At 61.8% G+C, this 16,000-nt stretch carries 13 protein-coding genes and 1 pseudogene; 5 read left to right on the top strand and 9 right to left on the bottom strand.

All coding sequences use genetic code 11. The features are described from left to right. Positions 1-3: 3 nt before the first annotated feature. The gene (locus tag DYST_RS15470) at positions 4-771 is read left to right on the top strand and encodes an SURF1 family protein (protein ID WP_239946521.1); all 768 of its coding nucleotides are present in this window, start codon (positions 4-6) and stop codon (positions 769-771) included. A gap of 49 nt (positions 772-820) precedes the next feature. Here the strand turns inward: DYST_RS15470 and DYST_RS15465 are convergent, their stop codons facing one another. Continuing rightward, complete coding sequence (locus DYST_RS15465; protein WP_199178887.1) at positions 821-1,342, bottom strand: DUF2501 domain-containing protein; 522 nt, start codon at positions 1,340-1,342, stop codon at positions 821-823. A gap of 194 nt (positions 1,343-1,536) precedes the next feature. Here DYST_RS15465 and DYST_RS15460 point away from each other — a divergent pair, with 194 nt between their 5' ends. Continuing rightward, on the top strand, positions 1,537-1,902 hold the full coding sequence (locus DYST_RS15460; RefSeq protein WP_102301632.1) for a lipoprotein: 366 nt from the start codon (positions 1,537-1,539) through the stop codon (positions 1,900-1,902). Between the two features lie 46 nt (positions 1,903-1,948). On the opposite strand, the gene DYST_RS15455 is transcribed toward DYST_RS15460, so the two are convergent. After that, positions 1,949-2,479, bottom strand: coding sequence for a hypothetical protein (locus DYST_RS15455; protein ID WP_239946520.1), 531 nt, complete (start codon positions 2,477-2,479; stop codon positions 1,949-1,951). Between the two features lie 836 nt (positions 2,480-3,315). On the opposite strand from DYST_RS15455, the gene DYST_RS15450 reads away from it, so the two are divergent. Beyond that, positions 3,316-3,705, top strand: a complete 390-nt coding sequence (locus DYST_RS15450) for a GNAT family N-acetyltransferase (protein WP_239946519.1) — start codon at positions 3,316-3,318, stop codon at positions 3,703-3,705. Positions 3,706-4,021: 316 nt separating this feature from the next. On the opposite strand, the gene eda is transcribed toward DYST_RS15450, so the two are convergent. From eda to zwf, 4 genes and pseudogenes are all read right to left on the bottom strand, one after another. Continuing rightward, a complete protein-coding gene (eda, locus tag DYST_RS15445; protein WP_239946518.1) occupies positions 4,022-4,666 on the bottom strand; it encodes a bifunctional 4-hydroxy-2-oxoglutarate aldolase/2-dehydro-3-deoxy-phosphogluconate aldolase in 645 nt (214 codons plus the stop codon). A gap of 35 nt (positions 4,667-4,701) precedes the next feature. Further along, the gene (edd, locus tag DYST_RS15440; RefSeq protein ID WP_239946517.1) at positions 4,702-6,519 is read right to left on the bottom strand and encodes a phosphogluconate dehydratase; all 1,818 of its coding nucleotides are present in this window, start codon (positions 6,517-6,519) and stop codon (positions 4,702-4,704) included. 68 nt (positions 6,520-6,587) lie between these two features. Next, positions 6,588-7,300 (bottom strand): annotated as a pseudogene (gene pgl / locus DYST_RS15435) (6-phosphogluconolactonase). A 117-nt stretch (positions 7,301-7,417) separates the two neighbouring features. Next, on the bottom strand, positions 7,418-8,881 hold the full coding sequence (gene zwf, locus DYST_RS15430) for a glucose-6-phosphate dehydrogenase (protein WP_239946516.1): 1,464 nt from the start codon (positions 8,879-8,881) through the stop codon (positions 7,418-7,420). A gap of 219 nt (positions 8,882-9,100) precedes the next feature. Between zwf and DYST_RS15425 the strand changes: the two genes are divergently transcribed. Then, a complete protein-coding gene (locus DYST_RS15425) occupies positions 9,101-9,853 on the top strand; it encodes a GntR family transcriptional regulator (protein ID WP_102301626.1) in 753 nt (250 codons plus the stop codon). A gap of 553 nt (positions 9,854-10,406) precedes the next feature. Further along, entirely contained in the window at positions 10,407-10,742 is a 336-nt protein-coding gene (locus DYST_RS15420; RefSeq protein ID WP_158241258.1) for a helix-turn-helix transcriptional regulator, read from the top strand. Between the two features lie 148 nt (positions 10,743-10,890). Here DYST_RS15420 and DYST_RS15415 read toward each other — a convergent pair whose 3' ends face one another. The 3 genes from DYST_RS15415 to DYST_RS15405 form a co-directional block, all read right to left on the bottom strand. Then, positions 10,891-11,499: an REP-associated tyrosine transposase gene (locus DYST_RS15415; protein WP_239946515.1), complete on the bottom strand. Its 609-nt coding sequence runs from the start codon at positions 11,497-11,499 to the stop codon at positions 10,891-10,893. Positions 11,500-11,899: 400 nt separating this feature from the next. Then, complete coding sequence (locus DYST_RS15410; protein WP_239946514.1) at positions 11,900-13,030, bottom strand: fimbrial protein; 1,131 nt, start codon at positions 13,028-13,030, stop codon at positions 11,900-11,902. Positions 13,031-13,083: 53 nt separating this feature from the next. After that, positions 13,084-15,837: a fimbria/pilus outer membrane usher protein gene (locus tag DYST_RS15405; protein WP_239946513.1), complete on the bottom strand. Its 2,754-nt coding sequence runs from the start codon at positions 15,835-15,837 to the stop codon at positions 13,084-13,086. Positions 15,838-16,000 lie beyond the last annotated feature (163 nt).

Here is a 16,000-nt window from a genome sequence, read left to right as displayed (position 1 = left end):
CCGATGACTGTTGCTGAAGAACCGGGCCGCCAGCCGCGCGGCCCCGTGGCGCTGGCCCTGCTGGCTTTGTTTGGGTTGGTGCTGTTCGCCGGTTTCGTGGCGCTGGGCACGTGGCAGGTCTATCGACTGGGCTGGAAGCGCGACCTGATTGAGCGCGTGGAGACCCGCGTGCATGCGCCGCCGGTGGTCGCCCCAGGCCCGGCCGAATGGCCCAGCGTGAACGCGCAGTCCGCCGAGTATCGCCATGTCGAATTGCATGGCAGCTTCCTGCACGACCGCCAGACCTTGGTGTGGACGGCGACGGATTTCGGCACGGGCTACTGGCTGCTCACGCCGCTACAGGAAGCGGACGGCTCCATCGTGCTGGTCAACCGCGGTTTTGTGCCCACGGATTGGTGCGGCATCAAGGGTAGCTGTGCGCCTGGGCCCACCGGGGAGACGACCGTAACGGGCCTGCTGCGCATCAGCGAATCGCCCCGGCCGTTTCGACACAACGACCCCTCGCGCAACAGCTGGTACACGCGTGACGTGGCAGCTATGGCCACCGCACGCGGGCTCACTCATGTGGCGCCATATTTCGTGGACCAGGATGCCGCACCCGGCACGCTGGATGTCGGCAAGCCTGCGTGGCCGCAGGGCGGCCTCACCGTGATCTCGTTTCCCGACAACCACCTGAGCTACCTGATCACGTGGTATCTGCTCGCGCTGATGGTGCTGGGGGCAGGTATTTATGTGGCGAGGGACGAGCGGCGGCTACGCCGCGGCCCGTAGTTTCGCGGTAGGCAGGAGCGCACGGGGTGCACTCCTGCCGTGATCCGGCTTACTTCAGGAACGACTTGCCCTGCTTCAGCACGGTGTCGCATACCTTGGTGGTCAGCTGCGACTTGAGGTCGCTGTTGCCGCCGCCGAGGCTCGACAGATCCGTGGACTGCCCGTTGCCGCCCTGCAGGATGCCCTTGGCGCCGTTGAGGTAGCCCGGATCGTTGGTGCCACTGCCCGAGCTGCTATCGGACGATTTCTTGCTGCCGGTGAGCTTGCCGAGCATGTCGCTCGTGCTCGATCCCGTGCTGTTGCTGGACGAATTGGAACCGCCCCCGCCCAGCTTGCCCATCAGCTGGCTCTGGATGCCCGAGGCACCCGAGTTGCCGCCGAGGTAGTTGTTCTTCACACAGTACTGCAGCAGGCCGGCCACGTTGCCCATGCTGCCGGACGTCATGGAACCGCCGCCGCCGGGAATCATGCCGCCGAGCTTGCCCAAATCCTGTGCTCCGCCTGTGGTGCAGGCCAGGCTAAGGCCGATGGCCACACAGGCCGTACCAATGCTGCCGATGCGTTTGTTCATGGGTATCCCTCCGTCAGGTGCGCGCATTGAACACCCCGCGTCGTTATGGCCGCGTCAGCGCAAGCCGCGAGTGGGGCGTTTGCATTGTGGATGTGCACAGGCATGACGCGCACGTACCATGGGCCAGTGGCCCGGTTCCGACCAGGCATGATGCAGTGCTCCACCGTCCCAACCCGACCGATGGAAGATCTTCGATGAAACGATATGTGGTCCTCGCTTTCGCTGTAACGCTGCTCGCCGGTTGCTCCAGCGCTGGCAGCCTGCGCAACTCCAAGCCCACCGCTTCGTATGCTGGCGAAGGCAGCGCGGCCGATATCGCGTCGTGCGTGTCCGACGCGTGGGGCAGCAAACCCGTACACCTTGAGTCCTATGTGCTCTACACAGGCACCACCATCGAGATCCACCAGACCGAAAAAGGTCCTGCCGTGGCGCTGGTGGATATCAAGCCGGTGAGCGACCACACGGTGGCCACGTACTACTCGAACTTCGACGAAGACGATACTTGGTACTTCCAGCAGGTGGCGCACTGCGTGCAGTCCACGCCAGCACCGGCGCCGTAAACTCACTGCCCACCGACCCTGGCCTTGCACCAGGGTCGGCACAACCTCAGAGGTTGTGGACGACCAGTGACATCGACGTGCCCAGGCCGTCATACGGCGTCCGCACCACGGTCAGCGAGTACCCCGCGCCATCGGCGAGTGGCCGCTGCACCTTGAGGCCGCCATCCACGTGGGTCACGGGTTGCCCGCTGGCGAGCGATGCGGTCAGTTGTGCAGCCCGACCTGGCTCGAGCACTCGCGTCGCCACCGACCGTGCCCGGCCCAACCACGCGTCGTCGGTCATGCCTTCGTCGTTCCCCACCCACAGGCGCGCGGATAGCGTCGGCCTCACGCAGCCGATCGTGCCTACACGCAGCACATCGCCATCGGCGAAAAGCACGGTGGCACTCGTCCGCGATGCATTCACCGACACCGCTTGCACGTCCTTGTCCTGGCGCAGGTGATCCACATCCATGGTCAGCGGCCGTTGCGGGCAGCCGGCTTCGTCGGGCGCATCCGCCGCGTGCAGCGTGCCCCATGGAGAACACAACAGCACGGCGCCAGCGAGCGCTACGCGCACGGCAACATCCATTTTCATCGTTAACCCCTGTCCGCTCTTGGCGATGTCCCGCCACTGTGGCACGCGCGGGGCCAGGTCGCCAACGACGTAGCCCGGATAAAGCAAAGCGCAATCCGGGATCGACCTTGCCAAAACCATGCAACGTGGCGCGGTGAGGCATGTTCTCCCGGATGCGCTGCGCTTATCCGGGCTACTTGCTTGGCGATGTCCCGCCACTGTGGCACGCGCGGGGCCAGGTCGCCAACGACGTAGCCCGGATGAAGCAAAGCGCAATCCGGGATCGATCTTGCCAAAACCATTCAACGTGGCGCAGTGAGGCATGTTCTCCCGGATGCGCTGCGCTTATCCGGGCTACTTGCTGTGGCACGCGCAGGGCCAGGTCGCCAACGACGTAGCCCGGATGAAGCAAAGCGCAATCCGGGATCGACCTTGCCAAAACCATTCAACGTGGCGCGGTGAGGCATGTTCTCCCGGATTGCGCTGCGCTTATCCGGGCTACTTGCTTGGCGATGTCCCGTCACTGTGGCACGCGCAGGGCCAGGTCGCCAACGACGTAGCCCGGATGAAGCAAAGCGCAATCCGGGATCGACCTTGCCAAAACCATGCAACGTGGCACGGTGAGGCATGTTCTCCCGGTACCCGCTGTATTTTACGTCATGATCGACAGTCGATCTCACCGGGATGCGGCGGCCGCGCACATGCCAATCATTGCAAGTGATCCCACCTAAACGCCCCTCCCGTGCAACGGGCCATGCTGGAAAGTGACCTGGATTGTCGATGAGGTCATTCGACGGCTCAGAACCGATCGCTAATCGACAAACCTGAAGAAGCCGGATATCGAGAGGAGCTCGAACATGATCGAATGGCGAGGTGCGTTCGAGGATACCGAGGTCAATGCCCTCCATGCCGAATGCTTTGGGCACCCTTTGCAAGGCAACGACTGGTGGTCGCGAGTGAACCAGTTCAGTCTTGGCTGGGTTCTCGCCCGGCGAGCCACGCGACTCATCGGGTTCGTGAACCTTGCATGGGATGGCGCAGCCCACGCTTTCGTGCTCGACACGATGGTAGCCCCTGCTTTCCAGCGTCAAGGTATTGCAAAGGGCCTGATCGAAGAGGCGGTGGCCCGGTCGAAACAAGCGGATTGCGATTGGCTCCATGTGGACTTCGAACCGCACCTGCAATCTTTTTATCGGGACACCTGCGGTTTCCTACCTACCCATGCGGGGCTCATCTCGTTGAAGTGATCGCGTCGCATCATTGCGCAGCCAGATGGTGGCTATGGCACGACGGATGCGGTGCCAATGGAGGTCACAGCGCAGGGGCGTCTTTATTTCGTGCCCGACGAACTGAACTATTTCCAACCAGTGCGCGACACGCAGGGCAAAGTTGTACGGCTAGATTACGTCGAAGGTGGCGACGCACCCGCGGAGCCATGGCCGCGCGTGGATGCATCGTCATCACCTTAGGAATTCCCGACACCTAGATTTCTCGACTCGTCATTCCGGCGCAAGCCGGAATGACGGTGACGAAAATGAATGCTCAAGCCAGCCTTTGAACAGATTACTGGCGCAGCGCAGCCGCTTCGCGCGCCAGCGCCTCGATGCCAGCCCAATCACCGCTACGCAGCTTGTCCGCGGGCGTGAGCCACGAACCGCCGACGCACACCACATTCGGCAGCGAGAGGAAATCCGGTGCGCTGCTCAGGCTGATGCCGCCGGTGGGGCAGAAGGTGATCTGCGGTAGCGGGCTCGCCCAGGCGCCGATGAGTTTGTGTCCGCCGGCGGGAACGGCCGGGAAGAACTTGAGGAAGCGATAACCGCGCTCAAGCAGCGACATCACTTCGCTCGCCGTAGCAGCACCCGGCAGCAGCGGTAGTTCGCTGTCATCGGCAGCATCCAGCAGGCCCGGCGACACGCCCGGCGATACCGCAAACTTCGCGCCGGCCTTGTGCGCCGCGCGCAGGTCCTTGGCGCTCAGCACGGTGCCGACGCCCACCACCGCGCCTTCCACTTCCTCCGCAATGGCTTTAATCGCGTCAAGCGCGGCAGGCGTGCGCAAGGTGACTTCGATAGCGGGAATGCCACCGGCCACCAGCGCTCGTGCCATCGGCACCGCGTGGCGTGCGTCCTCAATGATCACCACGGGAACCACTGGTGCGAGGCGCAGGGTGGATTCGACCTGTTTCTGCTTGGTTTCGATGCTCATGGCGTTCCGTGAATGTCAAAGAAGAGAAGCGGCGTTCAAAACACGCCTGCGCCGAGATCGGCGGCTGTGGCGTTGCGGCGGAACATGCCGAACAGTTCGCGCCCCAGACCGAACTGATGCGCGGAGAGATCGGCCGTCGCCGGCACGCGCGCCGCGAACTCGGCGGCTTCCACCAACATGTCCAGGCGGCCTTCCACCGCATCCAGACGCACGATGTCGCCGTTGCGGATGCGCGAGATCGGGCCGTTGTCCTCGGCTTCCGGCGTTACATGAATCGCTGCCGGCACACGACCGGACGCACCGGACATGCGGCCATCGGTCAGCAGCGCGATGCGATGGCCGCGGTCCTGCAGTACGGACAGTGTCGGCGTGAGCTTGTGCAGTTCTGGCATGCCGATGGCCTGCGGCCCCTGAAAACGCACCACCGCAATGAAGTCGCGATTGAGTTCGCCGCGCTCAAACGCCTTGCGTACGTCGTCCTGATCGTGGAACACGATGGCAGGCGCTTCAATGACGAGGCGATCCTCCGGCACGGACGACACCTTGATCACCGCGCGACCCAGGTTGCCCGACAGCATGCGGAGGCCGCCGTCAGGACGGAAGGGTTCGGCCATGCCGCGCAGCACACCGCGGTTGCCGCTTTCCTTGGACACCGGCGTCCACGCCAACGCGCCGTGATCGTCCAGGTGAGGCACCTGCGTATAGCCGTCCAGACCCGTACCGAATACCGTGCGCACGTTTGCGTGCAGCAAGCCCTGGCTCAGCAATTGATCGATCAGGAAAGCCATGCCGCCGGCTTCGTGGAACTGGTTCACATCGGCGTAACCGTTGGGATACACGCGTGCCAACAACGGAATCACCGAGGACAGCGCGTCAAAATCATCCCAGCGCAACTCGATACCCGCTGCGCGCGCAATGGCAACCAGATGCAGCAGATGATTGGTGGAGCCGCCCGTAGCATGCAGGCCGATCACACCGTTGATGATGGCGTTCTCGTCAACGATATGGCCAATCGGCAAGTACGATGAACCCGGTGCACTCAACTCTGCTACGCGCAGTACGGCCTCGCGCGTGAGTGCGTCGCGCAGCGGCGTCTCCGGCGCGACAAAACTGGAACCAGGCAGGTGCAGGCCCATGATCTCCATCAGCATCTGATTGGAGTTGGCCGTGCCGTAGAAAGTGCAGGTGCCTGCCGCGTGGTACGACGCTGCTTCCGCTTCCAGCAGCTCGGCCTTGCTGGCCTTGCCCTCGGCGTAGGCCTGACGCACCTTGGATTTCTGTTCGTTGCTGATGCCGCTGGGCATCGGGCCACTGGGTACGAAGATGCCGGGCAGATGGCCAAAGCTCAGCGCGCCGATCAACAGGCCCGGCACAATCTTGTCGCAGATGCCGAGGTACATCGCGCCGTCAAACATGTCATGCGAGAGCGATATAGCAGTGGCCATGGCGATGAGGTCGCGCGAGAACAGCGACATCTCCATGCCGGCGCGGCCCTGCGTAATGCCATCGCACATCGCCGGCACGCCGCCGGCCATCTGCGCGGTGATGCCCGCTTCACGCGCGACATTGCGGATCAACTCCGGATAGCGCTCGTACGGCTGATGCGCCGAGAGCATGTCGTTGTACGCATTGATGATGGCAAGGTTGGGCGTGTGGCCCTCGCGCAGGCGTTCTTTGTCAGTCGGGCCACAAGCGGCGAAACCGTGAGCGAGGTTGCCGCACGACAGTCGTTCGCGATGCGGCCCGTTGCCTTGTGCCGCCTCGACGCGACGCAGGTATTGGGCGCGTGATTCGCGGCTGCGCTCGCGCAGGCGTTCGGTGACTTCGGCAAGGACGGGGTGCAGCACACTCATGGTCGAACTCCGGGAAGATCATCGAGCGCGCCATGCGCGCTCAGGCATCGAATCAGGTCACTGGCGCCTTAGGGGCACCAATAGACAGCCACCGGCACGCGTTGCTGGGTCAGCACCGAGCGCACGGGGAAATTTGCGGCGTCGCCAAGGCCTAGACGTGCATCCGCCAGCAACTGTTGCTTGGCGTCGCCTTCGATATGCAGAACCAGCGCGCGCGTATCGAGCAGGGCAGACAACGTGAAGGTGATCCGCGGCTCACCAGCGCCCGGCGCGCGCATTGGCAGCACACGTGCGGTGTTGTTGAGGTCCAGCGCCTCGGGCAGGCGATCGCCTTCGGGGAAAACGAGGCCGTATGGCCGTCGTTGCCCATACCGAGGATCACCGCATCAAAGGGCAGTTCCAGCGAAGCCACGCGTGCACGCACCGTGGCGAGACCGGCCTCCGGCGTCGGAGCATCGGTGTAGAGCGGCACGAACTGCGCCGTCGTCGCCGCATGCTGGAGGAGCAACGCCTTCACCATGGCAGCGTTGGAACGCTCGTTGCTCTCCGGCACCCAGCGCTCATCGACCAGGGTGACCTGCACTTTCGACCAGTCCAGCGTTTGGCGCGACAGCTTCTCGAAGAAGTGGCGCGGCGTGCTGCCGCCGGACACCGCGAGCAACGCGCTGCCACGCTGGGCGATGCCTTCGCGCAGGCGATCGGCGATACGTTCGGCCAGCGCAACGGCAAGCGCGTCGCAGTCGGTGAAGCTATGCGTGGTGACGTCGAGGGTGTCAGACATGATGGGCAGGGTGCAGTAGCTGCGCGGGAAAACACGTTGGTCTTGGAGTCTAAAGACCGGCTTGCGATGCACAGGTGAAACGCCTGTGCATCGTTCTGGAGCAAACCCAGCGAGGGCTTAGTCACCGTCCTCGTTCCAGGTGCGGCCATCGCGTTCGATCAGCGCCACGGCGGCACTCGGCCCCCACGTACCCGAGGTGTACGGGCGCGGCGACTCGCCGCTCTCCGCCCACGCGGTGAGGATGGGGTCAGCCCAGCGCCATGCCGCTTCCACTTCGTCGCGGCGCATGAACAGGGTGGGATTGCCGCGCACCACGTCGAGCAGCAAGCGCTCGTAGGCATCCGGCTGCGAGGCGCCAAAGGCTTCGGCAAAACTCATGTCCAGTGGCACGTGACGCAGGCGCAGGCCGCCCGGGCCCGGGTGCTTGATGGTGAGCCACAGCTTGATGTCTTCGTCCGGTTGCAAGCGCAGCACCAAACGGTTTTGCACCAGCGGACCTGCCGAGGCATCGAAGATGGAATGCGGCACGGCCTTGAACACCACCGTGATTTCCGACACACGCTCCGGCAGTCGCTTGCCCGTACGCAGGTAGAACGGCACGCCGGCCCAACGCCAGTTGGCGATCTCGGCCTTCACCGCCACGAACGTCTCGGTGTTGGACTTGTGGTCCTTCAGTTCATCCAGATAGCCGGGCACGGCCTGGCCTTCTGCCGAGCCCGCGCGGTACTGGCCGCGCACAGTGAGCTGCGCAGCATTGGTTTCCGTGATCGGCTTGAGTGAGCGCAGCACCTTGAGCTTCTCGTCGCGCACCGCGTCGGGCGCGAGCGAGGAGGGCGGCTCCATCGCCAGCATGCACACCAGCTGCAGGATATGGTTCTGCACCATGTCGCGCAGCGCGCCGGCATGGTCGTAATAGCCCGCGCGCTGGCCCACGCCCAGCGTTTCGGCCACAGTGATCTGCACGTGGTCGATGTGCTCGGCATTCCACAGCGGCTCGAACAGCGCATTGCCGAAGCGCAGCGCCAGCAGGTTCTGCACCGTTTCCTTGCCGAGGTAATGATCGATGCGGAACGTCTGCGACTCGTCGAAGAAGCGGCCGACGTCGTCGTTGATCTGGTTGGCGCTCTTCAGGTCGTGGCCGATGGGCTTTTCCAGCACCACCCGCGACTTGCCCTTGTTGAGATCGTACTTGCCCAGGCGATTGCAGATATCGACGAACAGATCGGGCGAGGTGGAGAGGTAGAACACGCGGATGCGGTCCGCGTCCTTGCCCATTAATGTGGCGAAATCGTCCCAGCCATCGTCTTTGCGCGCGTCCAGCGAGCGGTAGCTGACCAGCTTCAGAAAGTCTTCGACCTTCTTGCCGTTGCCATCCTTCACCAGCACCTTGCGCAGGTTGTCGCGATAACCCTCGTCGTCGAGGACTTCGCGGGCAATACCGATGATGCGGCTGTCGTCGGGAATCTGGCCATCCGTGTAACGGTGGTAAAGCGCGGGCAGGAGCTTGCGCAGAGCAAGGTCGCCGGTGCCGCCGAAAATCACCAAGTCAAAAGTCTCGACCGGCTGGGAAGAAGCAGTCACTTCAGTCACCTCAAGGCGATACGTGGGGCTGTGCGTGGCATGCATACCACGTACGTTTCCCACTGATCGTACCAGTGACATACCAGACAACACCAGTTCCCCGTTGGCCTCCCGTGGACCGCGATTGGACACGGATTTTCCCGTAAAACTGGTACCACCCAAAAGCCGCAGCAAAACAGTCGATTGCCAAATTGGTATGGTCATTGGTATCGTTTAGGTATGGAAACCGCCCTCGTCAACGAATACCGCCGGCTCAGCCGCGACCTCGCCACCAGCCAGCCGCTGGCTTATCTGCGCCTGCGCCGGGCGATCCGTAATGTGGTGGAACACCGCGACATCGAACCGGGTCAGGCATTGCCCAGCGAGCGCGATCTTTCCCGCCTGCTCCAGCTATCGCGCGTTACGGTGCGCAAGGCGATCTCCGGTCTGGTGGAAGAGGGCCTGCTCAATCAACGCCACGGCGCGGGCACCTTCGTTGCCGAGCGCATCATCAAGCCGATGTCGCGCCTTACCAGCTTCACGGAAGACTTACGCGCACGCGGCCTCAATCCACGTTCCGAATTCTCCGAGCGAATCATTGGTGAAGTGACGCCCGAAGAATCGATGGCGCTCAACCTGTCGCCGGGTGTGCTGGTGGCGCGCCTGCACCGCGTGCGCTATGCCAAGGAAGAGCCCTTGGCGATCGAGCGCAGCGTAGTGCCCGCCAGCATCCTGCCCGACCCGACCATCGTGCAGGATTCGCTGTATCAGATCCTCGAAACGCTGGGCGCGCGCCCGCGTCGCGCCTTACAGCGCCTGCGTGCCGTTTCGCTGGGCGCGCAGCAGGCACGCCTGCTACACGTACCCGCCGGCAGTGCAGGCCTCAACATCGAGCGTCGCAGCTTTCTCGATGATGGCCGCGTGGTGGAGTTCACCACCTCGTGGTATCGCGGCGATATCTATGATTTCGTGGCAGAGCTGCAGACGGATTGAGTGTCTCTCGGATTCCGGTGGCGTCATGCTTGCGCGGCGCCATCCCCTCGGCAGTCATGACGCGTGTCGCCAGCGAAACGCTAAGAAGAAAATGGTGCGCTGTCAGCAGGCAGCCTAAGAATCACCTGAGTTATCCAAACAGTAAGCGGCTCACCGCTTACGCTATGCGCTGACCGCCACGGCTGCCTTAGCTGCATGGAACGGGAGCGCCACGCGCGGATCTCGCTCTACGCTCTGACGATCCCAAGGGGAGTGGATGATCCCTGGCCGCTCGTTTTTCTGCAGACACACGCCGCTATAAATGCCGCAGCCGTTGCCACGCGGTAGCTAAGTCGATAGTCAGCGGTGTGGTACTTCCTGCGGTGACATCGAGGATGTCTGGGCGCTCCGTACCAGCGCCAAATCGATCGCCAGATGGCTTCGACTCATAGAAATGACATGCTTAAGAGCGAGTCTGGATCATCCATACTTAAACTGTCAATGGCATCCGGACGACACGCATCAGGGTAAGCCGTACATTGCCAATCGGTGTTTGCCTAAAGGCAATAGGTGCATGGTTGATTTCAGTGATCGCCTTCGGGCTGCAAGAACAGCTGCAGATTTCACGCAGGAACAGCTGGGTCTTGCGGTGGGCGTATCAAAACAAGCCGTGTCAGACTGGGAGAACGGACGGCAGCACCCCAGTTTTCAGCTATGGGATCCATTGCGCAAGGAACTAGGCGTAACACTGGATCACCTGATCGGTGGCGACCCTTTACCGCGCCGGGTGCAGGAAGAAACCGCCACCTACGGTGAACGGCTGCCTCCTGACCTTCGACGCCTGCTCGAACTGGGACGACGCTTGACGCCCCGCAAGCTCAAATTGCTGGTGACGTTTCTCGGCAGATAGAGCACACGAAAACCACCGTAGCCCGGATGAAGCAAAGCGCAATCCGGGATCAATCTTGCCAAAGCCATGCAACGCGCGACGGTGAGCGCGTTCCCCCGGATGCGCTGCGCTTATCCGGGCTACTTCCGCGCAACGTCAACCGCATGGGTCACTCCCCAAACTCCTCACCCGACGCCCAATCCGCCGGCAATAAACCGTGCCGCACAAACCGGTGAAATGATGACCACGGCCAATCGACCGTGCGCGTGACAAGACCATGCTTCACTGGGTTGTAGTGGATGTAATCCACATGCCGGGCAAAATCCACGTCATCCCGAATCACGTGCTCCCAGAATCTGGACTGCCAAACACTCTGGCCCGCACCGACGGGCTGCATCCGGCATCTGGCCACGTGCCTGGTAAAGAGTGATTTGCACATCCGCCAACGCCCCGAATAATCGGCGTCCCCTGGGGGCAACGTCCACACTGCATGCAGATGCTCGGGCAGCACCACCATGGCATCGATCGTGAAGGGTCGTTGTAAACGCGTTTTACGTAACGCGTCGCGTAGGGCGTCGATGTGATCCACCAGCGTGCTCACGCGCCGATCACGTAGCGTCACCGTGAAGAAGTACGTCCCACCCGCCACACGAGCACGCCGATAGTTCACCATCCACCGCATCTCCACATCGCACAGCGCGACAACAACGTAGCCCGGATAGAGCGAAGCGCCATCCGGGATCAGTCTTAAAAGTCGAGCGGTGTAGTGTTCACCCAAGATGACGCTCCGCTTATCCAGGCAACCGCCGCACCACCTCGACGTAGCCCGGAGGAAGCAAAGCGAAGTCCGGGATCGACCCCGCCAAGGCCGCGCGGTGAGGTGTTCCCCCGGATAGCGCTCCGCTTATCCAGGCAACCGCCGCACCCACTCGATGTAGCCCGGAGGATGCGAAGCGAAGTCCGGGATCCACCTCGCCAAAGCCACACGGTGAAGTGAGGTGTTTTCCCGGATGGCGCTCCGCTTATCCGGGCTACCGCCGCACCAGCTCGATGTAGCCCGGAGGTAGCGAAGCGAAGTCCGGGATCGACCCTGCCAAAGCCGCGCGGTGAAGTGAGGTGGTTTCCCGGATGGCGCTGCGCTTATCCGGGCTACTCGCTGCGTCCCCGTTGCACCAAGATCAGTAGTAGGTCATGGTGAAGGTCATTGTCGTATTTGCCGTGCCTGCCCCTACGTTGGAATCCGTCTGGTAATAGCGCGCTTTGAGAGGGATGGTAAAGTTGCCGCCACCACTGTTGTAGCCACTGAACGTTTTTAGCTTCGACAACGGAAGTACCGCGCCCGCGTTGTCAAGAAGCTGAACGCCTACTCCCGTGGCGCTCGACCCCGCGCTCAGTGCAACAACCGACTGTGCGCTATTAACTACTGTCGTTACAGGGTCGATGCGGTATTGAATCGCCGGCTGCAATACTGCACCAAGCCCAGCCGGGCAGCTGTTCAGCGCTATATTGAAGCTTGTAGAACCAGTGAATGTTCCTACGCCTTTGAACTCACTGGGAGAGTGCGAGCCCAATTGAACGAGCACGTCCGGTGTTTGACATGCTCCCGTGACAAACACGATCGAATTGGCAATGTTCAAGGTCATTGCGTAAACATTACCGACTCGCCATCCACCGATGCGGCCAGCCGGGAAAGTCGTTCCGGATGCAAAGTTATCGGTTTTTACAACACGAAAACCCATGGGGCTAGCCGTCCACCCCGCGGTGTAGTTGGCCGAGTACGTACCCCAGGAAGCAGATAAGGCCGTGGGGGACCCGTATGTCCATTGCCAGGCCAATCCAGATACGCCACTAATCGGAAAGCTGGTTACGTTTGCGCCCGGCTGGGTGCCGATCATGTTGTACACGCCCGTAGAATCGCCGGTGCAGGTATACGAGCCAGTGTTGGGAACCTGGGGGGACGTATATATTACGGTTCCGATGGGAACGTCCCGGCCTACTACGACCTGTGTCGGAACGGGAATATTCAAGTTGTTCTGGACACTGACTGTGCATGAAGCCCGCGCCTGATTCTGCAAAATAAGTGAAAGAAGCACCAGAAATAGGCAAGCAATCCACTTGGCGCCTCTCGCGCCAAGAAGCGTGTCATGCCAAGTGCTCAGCAAAGTAGAGAATCGACGAAGATGGCTTATGGATCCATTGCTTCGGTGCATGGCACTAACACTCTGGTGCAGCGCTTCTTCACTATCAGTAACGTTCATATCCATAACATTCGCGCTTTGTCGCGATTTTTTTGTGGTGAGGAAATTCATATCAGTACCCTCGGTGCAACGCCGAAACGACGCGCAAGTTCTTCATCTCGTAGTTAGCGGCAAACCGCATCGGTCGATTCCACTTGGGCACTCGAGCCCTTGGCCCGTGCTGGCAACTGATAACTGACCTTGCACTGCTTGGCCTCGTCATCGCCCCAGCGCACCAGCAAGGTGCCGCCGTCTTCCGCACCACGTACAAATAGCTGACCACCCTGGCCGACCATACCCACGGTGTTGCCCTTCTCATCGAGCACGTCCGCACCGAATGGGAGTGGCTCGCCGTTAGGCTGCTTGGCGCTAATCATCACGGCGCGACCGCTGACGGTGTTGAACGTGAGCGGGATCACCGCACCCGCGCGCGGCGCCGTCTGCAGACGCGTGGTCTGCAGTTCCACGTCACTGGAGGTGCCTGCCGGGTCCAGCGTCACGTCATTCATACGGTAGGGCATGAGGTTGGTGGCTACGGCATAGCCACGCCCGTCCACGGTGGTCTGTCCGCTACTGGACACGCGCGCACCCTTAGCATCCGGTGCATGGATGATGGCAATGGGGCTGTTGAGGTCCAGTGATGGCGACAGCGTGATGCCGCCACCATGCACCATCACGCCACCGGCCGCGCTTACCGATGCCTGCTGGTAGTTGCTGGAGTACGAGTAACTGCCATTGAGGTTGGCGTACGGCGCCTGCCAACCCAACGAGCCGCTGGCGGTGGTCTGCGAGCTGCCCGAACCGCTGTTGCCGTAGTCGCTATAGGTAGCGTTGCCACCGTAGTTGAATTCGCTGTTCTTGCCGAACGTACCCGTTACGCCAACGCGGTCGTTGTTGCCCATGACATCGTCATGCGTGCCGCTGAACGACAACTGCGGCGCATTACGCGCGGACGGGCCGCCCAACGGGACGGTTATGTTGAGGCCGAACTGGTTGTCGTAGCGTGAGCCGTTGAACATCGGCCCTGCCGTATACGTACGGCTAGCTGTGACGCCAAAGCTCACGCGTTTCCAGGTGTTGTTGTAGCCCAACTGATATGTGGTGGCATTCTGCATGCCGTTCCAATACGAGTTGTAGGATCCGTTGAAGAACAGCTGGCCGTATTTGCCGCCAAAGTCCTGATTGACAGTGACATTGAGTCGCTGTTTCTGACGCATGATGCCGCTGGCGTCCAGGATGCCAGCGCGCTCCGAGCTCAGCATATCTTGCGTGACGACCGCATCAGAGAGCGACAGGTAATTGCCATTGGAGTAACGGTAGGAAGCCAGCGCAAACGTCGTTCCCGACGTGGCAATCGCCTTGGACCAGGACACGCGATAGCTGTAACCCGACAGCGACTGGTCGGCACCCTTGAACGTTGTGTGCGAGTTGGTGATGTCCAGCGCGAAAGCGCCGAGGGACGTATTGACGGCCGCGCCGCCCAGATAGGCGTGGTAAAGATCGCGATAGGTGGACTGCACGCCGGCATACAGCGTCAGCCAGTTATTGATGCCGCGCTGATAGGTACCTTCGACGAAGTACGGCTTATCGCTGTGAAGTGAATCATTGAGCACCTGACCGTCGGTGATCGCCCAGCGGTCGACGCCCGGGCGCAGCAGCATGGGCACAGCGGAGTACGGCACGACAAAGCTGTGCACGCTACCATCGGCCTCGAACACATTGACGGCCAAGTCGCCGCCATAACCGGTTGCGTACAGATCATTGATGACGAACGGGCCCGGAGCCACCGTGGTCTGATACAGCAGGTTGCCGTTCTGGCGCACTTCCACGCGGGCCTGCGTATTGGCCGTACCGCGCACCGTGGGTGCATAGCCTTGCTGCGAGTCGGGCAGCATGCGGTCGTCACTGTAGAGGGTGACACCACGGAACGCGGTGGTGTCGAACACCACACCCTGGGTATAGCTGTCACCGATGGTGAGCTGCGCTTTCCACTGGGTGATGTCATGCGTGGCGGTGGTATTGAGGTTGGTCCAATGTGTCTGGCCCGTGCGCTGATCCCACTGCGCTGTCTCTTGGCTGCGCAAGCGCCAGCCAGCCACGTTCAGGCCAAGATTGAGGCCGAGGTAGGCGTTGATGTCGTTGTTGCTGTAACCGCTTTGCGCTGGCGCATAGGTGCCACGCTCCACCGGCACGTACTGGCCGGCGCTAGTGAGCATGTAGGTGCCCGTACTACTGGGCACGTAGTTACCGCCCGGACCCGGCACGTAGTACTGCGTACCCTGCACACGCACTTGGCTGCCGTCGGTGCCGACGGCCGTACCGCCCGTGACACTCGGGCCGCTATAGCTTTGGTCGAGCGAGTAGGCGTTGAAGTTGTAGCCCAGCAGAAACGCTGTTTCACCCTGGTCCCAAAGTTCCGGACTCACGTAACCACGCGCCTGGCGCTTGAGCGATTCCTGAGGAATGGATACGTCGAGGCGAAGGTCGCCCACGTTCATGAGCGCAGTGGCGTCGGCGCTGATGTCCTTGATGCCGATGCACGGGTTCTGAACATTGACGACCTGCGTATCCAGCGCGGAAACGTCGACGCCCATCTGCACCAGCGTGGGGTAGTCAAAACAAGGCTGTGCGATCTGGCTACCGTCAACGGCGCGGAAGGTGACGTCCTTGCGCGCCACGCGACCGTCGTTGACGTAGACGTCAACGTTGTAGCTGCCGGGCAGAACCGGATTGCCTTTTTCGAAACGCGATACATCCACCGACTGACTGGAGCCCGTGAATGCGCTGTTGAATTCGATGGCGCCGGGGTCGATAGCGGGTTCAAGCGCCGGCGATGCAGCAGGGGCGACGGGCGCGGCAAACACAGCGGCGGGTGACACGCCCAAGGCCGATAGGACACACCACGTCAGGATGTGGGGGCGGACTGCGTCTACGCGACCCGCAGCGCGCAAACGCGCATCTGTTGCGTGGAGAGCCTGCCTGTTCTGGGTGTTGATCGCATTCATGGTGTCACCGGAATATTTTTGACAAACGACTCCCGTC

The sequence above is a fragment of the Dyella terrae genome (genome assembly GCF_022394535.1).
Taxonomy (GTDB): domain Bacteria; phylum Pseudomonadota; class Gammaproteobacteria; order Xanthomonadales; family Rhodanobacteraceae; genus Dyella.
The sequence above is the reverse complement of the archived record's forward strand: the minus strand, read 5'-3'. Positions and strand labels throughout refer to the sequence as shown.